At 71.4% G+C, this 6,980-nt stretch carries 4 protein-coding genes; 2 read left to right on the top strand and 2 right to left on the bottom strand.

Features of this window, described 5'->3' with window-relative positions; genetic code table 11:
- The first annotated feature begins 73 nt into the window (after nucleotides 1-73).
- Nucleotides 74-1,531 (top strand): DUF2079 domain-containing protein, encoded by a 1,458-nt coding sequence (locus GKQ77_RS23950; RefSeq protein WP_219690999.1) that lies wholly within the window; start codon nucleotides 74-76, stop codon nucleotides 1,529-1,531.
- Between the two features lie 90 nt (nucleotides 1,532-1,621).
- Here the strand turns inward: GKQ77_RS23950 and GKQ77_RS23945 are convergent, their stop codons facing one another.
- Nucleotides 1,622-4,195: an ABC transporter permease gene (locus tag GKQ77_RS23945; RefSeq protein WP_219690998.1), complete on the bottom strand. Its 2,574-nt coding sequence runs from the start codon at nucleotides 4,193-4,195 to the stop codon at nucleotides 1,622-1,624.
- Nucleotides 4,192-4,980 carry an ABC transporter ATP-binding protein gene (locus GKQ77_RS23940; protein ID WP_219690997.1) on the bottom strand — a complete coding sequence of 263 codons (789 nt, stop codon included), beginning with the start codon at nucleotides 4,978-4,980 and terminating at the stop codon, nucleotides 4,192-4,194. The genes GKQ77_RS23945 and GKQ77_RS23940 overlap by 4 nt, the downstream gene beginning before the upstream one ends.
- A 351-nt stretch (nucleotides 4,981-5,331) precedes the next feature.
- Here GKQ77_RS23940 and GKQ77_RS23935 point away from each other — a divergent pair, with 351 nt between their 5' ends.
- Nucleotides 5,332-6,870: an MFS transporter gene (locus tag GKQ77_RS23935; protein WP_308117765.1), complete on the top strand. Its 1,539-nt coding sequence runs from the start codon at nucleotides 5,332-5,334 to the stop codon at nucleotides 6,868-6,870.
- The last annotated feature ends 110 nt before the right edge of the window (nucleotides 6,871-6,980 follow it).

Below are 6,980 nucleotides of genomic sequence, written 5' to 3'. Positions count from 1 at the left end.
GCCCCGGACCCCGCTCCTCAATCGCTGGAGGGGCTGATTTTCACCGCCCCTCTCCGATCAGAAAGCGCACCCCATGCCCGGAGCACAGCCCGACGCCCCCGCCCCGGTGCGCGGCGATGGGCTCATACCGTCGCGGGACCAGACCTCTCCCGGACCCCGCAAGGGGACCCGCTCCGTCTGGGACCGCGCCCCGCATCTTCTCGCCGCCGCGCTGTTCCTCGCGTACGCCACCGTGTCCATCGGGCGCTACCGGCGCATGGAGAGCCGTTCCTGGGATCTGGGCATCTTCGAGCAGGCCGTGCGGGCCTACGCGCACCTCCAGGTGCCGGTCGCCGACCTCAAGGGCCCCGGCGCCAACATCCTCGGCGACCACTTCAGCCCCGTCACCGCGCTGCTCGCGCCCGCCTACCGGATCTTCCCCTCGCCCCTCACGCTCCTCGTCGCGCAGGCGCTGCTGCTCGCCGTCTCCGCGATCCCCGTCACGCGCGCCGCGACCCGGCTGCTCGGGCGCGGCTCGGGTCTGGCCATCGGGGTCGCCTACGGACTGTCCTGGGGGATCCAGCGCGCCGCCGACTTCGACTTCCACGAGATCTGCTTCGCCGTACCGCTGATCGCGTTCTCCCTCGAAGCCCTGCTGCGCCAGCGCTGGCGGGCTTCGCTGCTGTGGGCGCTGCCGCTGGTCCTCGTCAAGGAGGACCTGGGGGTGACGCTCGCCGCCATCGGGCTCGTCGTGGCGATCCGGGCCCACCGCCGCGGCCACTCCAGGGCCGTGCCCTACGCGCTTGCCGTCACGGCCTTCGGCGCCGTCGCCACCCTCGTGACGCTCACGCTGATCATTCCCGCGTTCAACTCGGGGGGCGCGTACGACTACTGGGACAAGGTCGGCGAGGGCGGCGCGGCCGCCGGGGCGTTCGGCGGGCTCGACACCAAGCTGCGTACGCTCGCCTGGCTGCTCATCCCCACCACCGGGCTCCTCGCCCTGCGCTCACCGCTGCTGCTGGTGGCGCTGCCCACGCTCGGCTGGCGCTTCCTCTCCGCCGACGACCACTACTGGGGCACCGACTGGCACTACAGCGCCGTCCTGATGCCGGTGATCCTGCTCGCCCTCGTCGACGCCGTCGACATCCTGCGCCGCGACGAACGGCCGTGGCTGCGGCAGTACGCCGACCGGATGCCGGCCTGCGCCGCCGCCGCCGCGCTGGCCCTGACGACCTCCCTGCCGCTGGCGGGCCTCACCGAGGCGAAGACGTACGAGAAGAGCGGGCGTGTCACCGCGGTGGAACGGATGCTCGACCGGGTGCCGGACGGCGCCACCGTCGAGGCGAACATAGGGCCCATCAGCAGGCTCACCTCCCGCGCCCGCGTCTTCTGGGTGGGCGCGGCCCGCCCGGTCGTCCCCCGGTATGTCGCCCTCGACGTGCGCTCCGGCTGGACGAAGGACCCGGTCGCGTACGCGGAGAAGCTGCACCCGGGCACCGATTACGTGGCGGAGGACACCGCCTACGGGTTCGTACTGCTGCGCAAGGTCTGAGGCGGGGCCGGGCACGCGGACAGGCCCCGGCGGACGCGCGGTGCCGCGCTTCCGCCGGGGCCTGCCTCCCCCGCACCCCCGTCGCGGTGGCTATTCGGTGGCGATGGCGTTCAGGACGTTCATCCGGCCCGCGCGGAACGCCGGGACCAGCGCGGCGAACAGGCCCACGAACGCCGACCCGATGAAGACCGCGATGATCGTCGGCCACGGGATGTCCAGGACCTTCAGGCCTTCGAGGGCGAGGAGCTTCTGGGCCGTCGCCCCCCAGCCCATCCCGAGCCCGAGGCCGAGCAGCGCGCCGAAGAGGGCGATGACCACCGACTCCATGCGGATCATGCGGCGCAGCTGGCGGCGCGAGAGGCCGATGGCCCGCATCAGGCCGATCTCCCGGGTGCGCTCGACCACCGAGAGGGCCAGGGTGTTCACCACGCCGAGGATCGCGACGATGATCGCGAGGCCCAGCAGGCCGTAGACCATGTTCAGCATCTGGCCGACCTGGTCCTTCAGGGTCTCCTTGAAGTCGGTCTGGTCCATGACCTCGAACTGCGGGTAGGCGTCCAGCGACTTCTTGAGCGCCTTGTACGCCTTGTCCTGCTGGCCGGCGGACGCCTCGGCGAGCACCATCTCGGTGAGCGGCATCCGGTCGGCGGGCACGTACCGCTCCGCGGTGGCGATGGCGGTGTACATCGCGCCCTTCTCGAGGGAGCCCTCGTCGGAGGTGATCGCCGCCAGCTTCAGCTCACCGGTGCGGCCGTCGTCGAAGGCGACCTTCAGCGTGTCGCCGACCTTCAGCCGGTGCTTGCCTGCGAACTCCTCGCCCACGGACATGGCGTCCTTGCCGTACGCGGCGGACACATCACCGGAGACAGCCTCGCGGCGCAGGTCCTTGACGTAGGTCGGGTCGGTGGCGCTGAGGCCCGCGCCCTTGGTGACCTTGCCGTCGGGGGTGGTGATGTCGGCGCCGACGTCCTTGTAGCGGCTGAAGTGGTCGACGCCCGGCGTCTTGGTGAGGGCCCGCTCGGCCTCGGCCGTGAGCCCGCCCTTGCCCTGCACGATGAAGTCCGCGCCGACCGACTTGTCCAGCTCCTCCGTGGCGGAGGCGACCATCGAGGAGCCGACCACGGAGAGGCAGGCGACCAGCGCGAGGCCGATCATCAGGGCGGCGCCGGTGGCGCCGGTGCGGCGCGGGTTGCGCAGGGCGTTGCGCTCGGCCATCCGCCCGACGGGGCCGAACGCCCGCAGCAGGACCACGCTGATCACGCGGACCACACCGGAGGCGAGCACCGGGCCGATGACGATGAAGCCGATGAGGGTGAGCACGACCCCGCCGCCGAGGTAGAGCGAGCCCTCCTTGGCCTTGTCGGCCTGCGCGGCGGCGTAGAGGGCGAGGACGCCCACGCCGGTGAGGGCCAGGCCGATGACGGCGCGCAGCACGCTCGCCCTGCCGTCGGCCGGGGTGCCCGCGTCGCGCAGGGCGGCCATCGGGGAGACCTTGCCCGCCCGGCGTGCGGGGAGGTAGGCGGCGAGGACGGTGACGACGATGCCGAGGACCATGCCGATGACGGGCGTCGTCCAGCTGACGGTGAGGTCACCGGTGGAAAGCTCCATGCCCATGCCGGACATGAGCTTCATCAGGCCGACGGCGAGGCCGATGCCCGCGCCGACACCGAGGACCGAGCCGGTCACGCCGAGCAGCAGCGCCTCGACGAGCACGGAGCGGTTGACCTGCTTGCGGCTCGAGCCGATGGCCCGCATCAGGCCGATCTCGCGGGTGCGCTGGGCGACCAGCATCGAGAAGGTGTTGATGATCAGGAAGATGCCGACGAGGAAGGCGATCCCGGCGAAGCCGAGCATCGCGTACTTCATGACGTTCAGGAAGCCGCTGACGGACTCGCGGTTGTCGTCCGCGCTCTCCTTCTGCGTCTTGATGTCGTACGCGGCCTTGTCGAGGGTGCCCGCGACGCTCGCCTTCAGCTCGGTGTCGCTGACGCCCGCCTGGGCGGTGAGGTTGATGTGCGTGAACCGGCCGGTGGCGCCGAGGAGTTCGCGCTGGGCGGTGGCGGTGTCGAAGTAGACGACCGCGGCGCCTGGGTTGGTCACCTTGAAGGTGGCGATGCCGGTGATCTTCGCGGTGTGGTCGCCGGTCGCGGCGATGGTGCGCAGCTTGTCGCCGATCTTCAGGTCGTGCTTGTCGGCGGTGTCGGCGTCGACCATCACCTCGGTGGGGCCGCGCGGGGAGTGGCCGGAGGTGATCTCCATCGAACGCAGGTCGTTGCGCGTCCAGTTGCCCGCGAGCGTCGGGCCGCCGCTGGTGGGGCCGACGTTCTCGTTCTCCGCGTCGACGACGGTCACGCTCTGGCTGATGATCGCGCCCTCGGCACCCTTGACGCCCTCGGCCCTCTTCGCCTCCTGGACGACGGAGGCGGGCATCGACTCGGGCCTGCCGCTGCGCGGCCCCTCGTCCGTGTCGTCGGCGGACTTGGGGGTGACCGTGACATCCGCGGAGGTGGCCGCGAAGAGCTTGTCGAAGGTGGTGGAGACGGTGTCGGAGAAGACGAGCGTGCCGCAGACGAACGCCACCGACAGGACCACGGCGACCGCGGAGAGTGCCATCCGGCCCTTGTGCGCGAGGAAGTTGCGCATCGAGGTCTTGAGGACGGTCATGACGTGCGCCCCCGCGCGTCGAAGGACTTCATGCGGTCGAGGACCTGGTCGGCGGTCGGGTGGTGCATCTCGTCGACGATCCGGCCGTCGGCCAGATACAGCACCCGGTCCGCGTACGAGGCGGCGACCGGGTCGTGCGTGACCATCACGATGGTCTGGCCCAGGTCGGTCACCGAGCGGCGCAGGAAGCCCAACACCTCTGCTCCCGCACGGGAGTCGAGGTTTCCGGTCGGCTCGTCGCCGAAGATGATCTCGGGCTGGGAGGCGAGCGCGCGGGCCACGGCGACGCGCTGCTGCTGGCCGCCGGAGAGCTCGGTCGGGCGGTGCTTGAGGCGCCCGGCGAGGCCCACGGTCTCCACGACCTGGTCGAGCCAGGCGCGGTCGGGCTTGCGGCCCGCTATGTCCATCGGGAGCGTGATGTTCTCCAGGGCGTTGAGCGTCGGGAGCAGGTTGAACGCCTGGAAGATGAAGCCGATCCGGTCCCGGCGCAGCCGCGTGAGCTTCTTGTCCTTCAGGCCGGTGATCTCGGTCTCGTCCAGGTAGATCTGCCCGGAGGTGACGGTGTCGAGGCCGGCGAGGCAGTGCATCAGGGTGGACTTGCCGGAGCCGGAGGGGCCCATGATCGCGGTGAAGTGCCCGCGGGCGATGTCCACGTCGATCCCGTCGAGCGCGACGACCCTGGTCTCCCCGGATCCGTACGCCTTCACGACCTGGCGTGCTCGTGCCGCCACGGCCGTACGCCCTCCCGTGCCCCCGTGCCTGGGTGTGGTTACAGCCGTTGTCACGGTACGTCTCCTATGTCGGTCATGCGGTAAGGCGGATGTCTTGATCTGTTCGCCGTGCGAACAAGTCTGGGGTCGCGCAGGGGTCCGGCGCGCTGGTGCTCAGCGCAGTCTTTTACGGGGGTAAACCCCACCCCCACCCGTGCGGTGCGCTGTAAAGCCAATCTAAGGACCGGCCGGGACCCGCTCATCCTCCGGCGGTACGAACCCTCCCCGATCCGAAGTACGGAGGATCCCCTAGGGGATCTCCACCCGCCGGTGGAGGCCGACTCAGGGTTGGTCGCACCCTGCCCCCCACCCCCCGGCGGGTGAGAAGGTGGCCCGCAGCAACTGGTGCAGGGGGAAGGAATCGTGGTGGGCACGCGTACGGACACGGGGACGCAGGACGCGATACGGGGCCGGGGCGCGGTCGTCGCCGCGCTGATGCTCTCCATGGCGCTGGTCGCCGTCGACGCCACGATCGTGTCGACCGCCGTCCCCCAGATCGTCGGCTCCCTCGGCGGCTTCCCGATCTTCTCCTGGCTCTTCTCCGGGTACCTGCTCGCGGCCACGGTCACCCTGCCCGTCTACGGCAAGCTCTCCGACACCTTCGGCCGCAAGCCCGTACTCGTCGCGGGCAGCCTCCTGTTCCTCCTCGGCTCCGCGCTGTGCGCGCTCGCCTGGAACATGGAGTCGCTCATCGCCTTCCGCGTCGTCCAGGGCCTTGGCGGCGGCGCCATCCAAGGCACCGTGCAGACTCTCGCCGCCGACCTCTACCCGCTCAAGGAACGCCCCAAGATCCAGGCGAAGTTGTCGACGGTGTGGGCCATCGCGTCCATCGCGGGCCCCGCGCTCGGCGGGCTCATCGCCGCCGCCGCCGACTGGCGCTGGATCTTCCTCATCAACCTGCCGATCGGGGCGTTCGCGCTCTGGCTGATCGTGCGGCACCTGCACGAACCGGCCCGGGAGCCGGTGGCGCGGCGCCGCGTCGACTGGCCCGGCGCGCTCGCCGTCTTCGCCTGCGGCGGCGTGCTGCTGACCGCGCTCGTGCAGGGCGGCGTCGCCTGGCCCTGGCTCTCGGCGCCCTCGCTCGCGCTGTTCGGGGCGGGGCTCGCGCTGGTGGGGGTCGTCGTCCTCGTCGAGCGGCGGGCCGCGGAGCCGATCATCCCCGGCTGGGTTTGGCGGCGGCGCACCATCGCCGCGGTGAACCTCGCGCTCGGCGCGCTCGGTCTTCTGATGGTCGCCCCCACGGTCTTCGTGCCCACCTACGCCCAGTCCGTGCTCGGGCTCGCGCCGATCGCGGCGGGGTTCGTGCTCTCCGCGATGACCTTGAGCTGGCCGGTGTCGGCCGCGTTCAGCCAGCACGTGTACCGCAGGATCGGCTTCCGGAACACGGCGGCCATCGGTGCCTCGGCGGCGGCCCTGCTCATGTTCGCCTTCCCGCTGCTCCCCTACCCCGGCTCGGCCTGGCAGCCGGCCCTGCTCATGCTGCTGCTCGGCGCGGCCCTCGGCATCTTCCAGCTCCCGCTGATCGTCGGCGTCCAGTCCACCGTCGACTGGGCCGAGCGCGGCACGGCGACGGCGTCCGTCCTCTTCTGCCGCCAGATCGGCCAGACCCTGGGCGCCGCGCTCTTCGGCGCGGTGGCCAACGGGGTACTGAGCGCGCGGCTCGGCGGCTCCGGCTCCCTCGACTCGGTCGCCCGCGTCCTGGACGACCCCGGGTCCGTCTCCGATCCGGAGCGGTTGCGGCGGGCGGTGGACGGGGCGGTCGACGCGGTGTTCCTTGGGGCGGGGGGTGCGGCGTGCCTGGCCCTGCTTGTTCTCCTCGCCTTGGCGCCGAGGCGCTTTCCGCTCCTTCCCGAGCAGCAGGCGGTCCCCTCTGAGCAGTTGTCCCCTACGCGGCGGGCGGATTAGCACCCCGGGGGGGGTTGTTGCCTGGTGGCGGGCTGCGGGTCGCTTGTGGCTGGTCGCGCAGTTCCCCGCGCCCCTGACGGGGCTCTCCCCTACCGCGGACGTGGCAGCAG

The sequence above is a fragment of the Streptomyces anatolicus genome, assembly GCF_019400875.1.
In the GTDB taxonomy this organism is placed as follows: domain Bacteria; phylum Actinomycetota; class Actinomycetes; order Streptomycetales; family Streptomycetaceae; genus Streptomyces; species Streptomyces anatolicus.
The sequence above is the reverse complement of the archived record's forward strand: the minus strand, read 5'-3'. Positions and strand labels throughout refer to the sequence as shown.